At 65.3% G+C, this 3,535-nt stretch carries 3 protein-coding genes and 1 tRNA gene; 3 read left to right on the top strand and 1 reads right to left on the bottom strand.

Going from position 1 to position 3,535, the window contains the following annotated elements; translation table 11 throughout:
- Nucleotides 1-806, top strand: an 806-nt coding sequence (glnL, locus tag KH616_RS23075) for a nitrogen regulation protein NR(II) (RefSeq protein WP_292252212.1), incomplete at its 5' end; no start/stop codon positions are given.
- Nucleotides 807-845: 39 nt separating this feature from the next.
- Complete coding sequence (ntrC, locus tag KH616_RS23070) at nucleotides 846-2,327, top strand: nitrogen regulation protein NR(I) (protein WP_292252211.1); 1,482 nt, start codon at nucleotides 846-848, stop codon at nucleotides 2,325-2,327.
- A gap of 72 nt (nucleotides 2,328-2,399) precedes the next feature.
- Here the strand turns inward: ntrC and xth are convergent, their stop codons facing one another.
- Nucleotides 2,400-3,188, bottom strand: coding sequence for an exodeoxyribonuclease III (gene xth, locus KH616_RS23065; protein WP_292252210.1), 789 nt, complete (start codon nucleotides 3,186-3,188; stop codon nucleotides 2,400-2,402).
- 176 nt (nucleotides 3,189-3,364) lie between these two features.
- Between xth and KH616_RS23060 the strand changes: the two genes are divergently transcribed.
- Nucleotides 3,365-3,441, top strand: a tRNA-Met gene (locus tag KH616_RS23060).
- Nucleotides 3,442-3,535: the final 94 nt, after the last annotated feature.

Below are 3,535 nucleotides of genomic sequence, written 5' to 3'. Positions count from 1 at the left end.
TGCACGCGATCGTCGGCTTTCTCGAGACCGCGCCGGACTTCGTGCTCGTCGAGCTGTTCGAGAACGAGCGCCAGTCGCGCACCGACCGCGAGGAGCGCATTCACGATCTCACGGCGGTCAACAAGCAACTGATCCGCAACCTCGCGCACGAAATCAAGAACCCGCTCGGCGGCATCCGCGGCGCGGCGCAGCTGCTCGAATTCGAGCTGAGCGAACGCGAGCGCGGCGAGCTGCGCGAATACACGCAGGTCATCATCAAGGAGTCCGATCGTCTGCAGACGCTCGTCGACCGCCTGCTCGAGCCGCACCGTCATCCGCATATCGTCGGCGACGTGAACATTCATGAAGTCTGCGAGCGCGTGCGCGCGGTGATGCTCGCGGAATTCCCGCGCGGGCTGTCGATCGAGCGCGACTACGACGTCAGCGTGCCGGACCTGCGCGGCGACAAGGAGCAGCTGATCCAGGCATTGCTCAACATCGTGCGCAACGCGGCGCAGGCGCTGCGCGAGCGGATCGCGCAGGGCGACGCGAAGATCGAGCTGCGCACGCGCGTTGCCCGCAAGATCACGATCGCGAAGCGCCTCTACAAGCTGGCACTGGACTTGCGTGTGATCGACAACGGGCCCGGCATTCCGGACGAGATTCGCGACCGGATCTTCTATCCGCTCGTGTCCGGGCGCGAGGACGGCAGCGGCCTCGGCCTCACGCTCGCGCAGACGTTCGTGCAGCAGCACGACGGGATCATCGAGGTCGAGAGCCGGCCCGGACGCACCGAATTTCAGATTTTGCTGCCGCTCGACTACTGAGCGGCGACACCGCGATTCACCGATACATCTGACCGACCTATGAAGCCGATCTGGATAGTTGACGACGACCAATCGATCCGCTGGGTGCTCGAAAAGGCGCTCGCCCGCGAGAGTTTCGCGACCAAGAGCTTTGCGAACGTGCGCGATGCGCTCAGCGCACTCGACCACGAGACGCCGCAGGTGCTCGTGTCCGACATTCGGATGCCGGGCGGCTCGGGCCTCGAGCTGCTGCAGGCGATGCACGAGCGCATGCCGGGCCTGCCCGTCATCATCATGACCGCGTTCTCCGATCTCGATAGCGCCGTCGCGGCGTTCCAGGGCGGCGCATTCGAATACCTCGCGAAGCCGTTCGACGTCGACAAGGCGGTCGAGCTGATCCGTCGTGCGGTCGAGGAAAGCCTGCGCGGCGGCGTGCCCGAGGACGATCGCGTGGCCGAGGCGCCCGAGATGCTCGGCCAGGCGCCGGCCATGCAGGACATGTTTCGCGCGATCGGCCGCCTGTCGCATTCGGCCGCGACCGTGCTGATCACGGGCGAATCAGGCACCGGCAAGGAGCTTGTCGCACGCGCGTTGCACCGTCATAGCCCGCGGGCGAACGGGCCGTTCATCGCGCTCAACACCGCGGCGATTCCGAAGGATCTGCTGGAGTCCGAGCTGTTCGGCCACGAGCGCGGCGCGTTCACCGGCGCGCAGACGACGCGTCAGGGCCGTTTCGAGCAGGCGGAGAACGGCACGCTGTTTCTCGACGAAATCGGCGACATGCCGTTCGATTTGCAGACGCGCCTGCTGCGCGTGCTGTCGGACGGCCAGTTCTATCGCGTCGGCGGCCATAGTCCATTGCGCTCGAACGTGCGCGTGATCGCCGCGACGCATCAGAATCTCGAGGCGCGCGTGCGGCAGGGCCTGTTCCGCGAGGATCTGTATCACCGGCTGAACGTGATCCGGCTGCGGTTGCCGCCGCTGCGCGAACGCTCGGAAGACATTCCGCTGCTCACGCGCCACTTCCTGCAAAAGAGCGCGCGCGATCTGGGTGTCGAGCCCAAGCGCGTGTCGGATGAGGCGCTCGTCTATCTGACGTCGCTACCGTTCCCGGGCAACGTGCGGCAGCTCGAGAATCTCGCCAACTGGCTGACCGTGATGGCGCCGGCGCAGACGGTCGAGATCAAGGATCTGCCGCCCGATCTCGTGCCGTCGGGCACAGCCTTCGCGGCGGCGGGCAACCCGATCGACGCGCATCCGGCGGCCGGCGAACCGCTGACGGTTCAGCCGCCGGGCGCGTCGCCGAACGGCGGTGCCGCCGGCTATCCGATGTGGGAGCACGGCTTGCGCACGGAGGTCGCGCGTCTGCTGCGCGAGAACTCGGCCGACGTGATGGACGAACTCGCGCGTCGCTTCGAAGCCGCGGTGATCCGCGAGGCGCTCGATTTCACCCGCGGCCGCAAGGTCGAGGCGGCCGAGCGGCTCGGGATCGGCCGCAACACGATTACCCGCAAGATCCAGGAACTGCATCTGGAGCCGTGAGCCGTGCTGCGACGCGGGCTGCCAAAATGAGGCGGGGCGCTGCGCGATGCGGCGCCCCGTTTGTTTGTCGCGTCACGCGCGGGCCAGTTCGAGTTGCGCGACGACGGGCGTATGGTCGGAAGGCTGTTCCCACTTGCGCGGCGCACGATCGACTTCGCACGACGTGCAGAGCTCGGCGAGCGGGGCGGACAGCAAAATATGATCGATGCGCAAGCCGGCATTGCGCCGGAACGCGAGCATCCGGTAGTCCCACCACGTGAAGGTTTTTTCCGGTTGTTCGAAGCGGCGGAACGCGTCGACCAGGCCAAGTTCGATCAGTTGCGCGAAATGCGCGCGCTCCTGCGGCGACACCAGGTTCTGACCTTCCCATTTTGCGGGATCGTGCACATCGCGGTCTTCCGGCGCGATGTTGTAGTCGCCGAGCAGCGCGAGCTTCGGATGGCGCTGCAGCTCCGTGCGCAGCCATGCACTCAACGCATCGAGCCACTGCATCTTGTAGACGAACTTGTCGGAGTCGGGCGCCTGTCCGTTCGGGAAGTACGCGGAGATGATGCGTGCGCCCGCGATCGTCACCGCGATCACGCGCTGCTGCGGATCGTCGAAGCCGGGGATGTTGCGCACGACGTCGGACTCGTCGACGGGCAGCGTGTCGCGTGCGAGGATCGCGACGCCGTTGTAGGTTTTCTGGCCCGCGAACCAGCAGCGGTAGCCGGCTGCCTCGAGCTCGGCGCGCGGAAATTTCTCGTCGGGCAGTTTCAGTTCCTGCAGGCACAGCACGTCGGTTTTGCTCTGTGCGAGCCAGTCGAGCACGTGCTGCTTGCGGACGTTGAGCGAGTTGATGTTCCAGGTGGCGATCTTCATGAGCGGGACGGCGAAAATGCGAAGGCCGCCATCTTACCGCGAGCACGATGCGCAAGAACGGGCCCGCACTGTGCGCGACGATCCGGGTACAACACGGCAATCGCGGGATGGCGCAAAAGATCGTGACAAAAGTATTGACGTGAGTGCTTAATCACCCTATACTTTGTTTTCTCTGACGCGGGGTGGAGCAGTCTGGCAGCTCGTCGGGCTCATAACCCGAAGGTCGTAGGTTCAAATCCTACCCCCGCAACCAACCACATTTGGCGATGTGCAGCGCAACTGACCGATGCGCGCTTCGCCAGCAAGAACCCGGCTCAATGCCGGGTTTTTTGTTTTCTGCGTGTGTT

Source organism: Burkholderia sp., assembly GCF_018375725.1.
In the GTDB taxonomy this organism is placed as follows: Bacteria; Pseudomonadota; Gammaproteobacteria; order Burkholderiales; family Burkholderiaceae; genus Burkholderia.
This window is presented reverse-complemented; position numbering and strand designations above follow the sequence as displayed.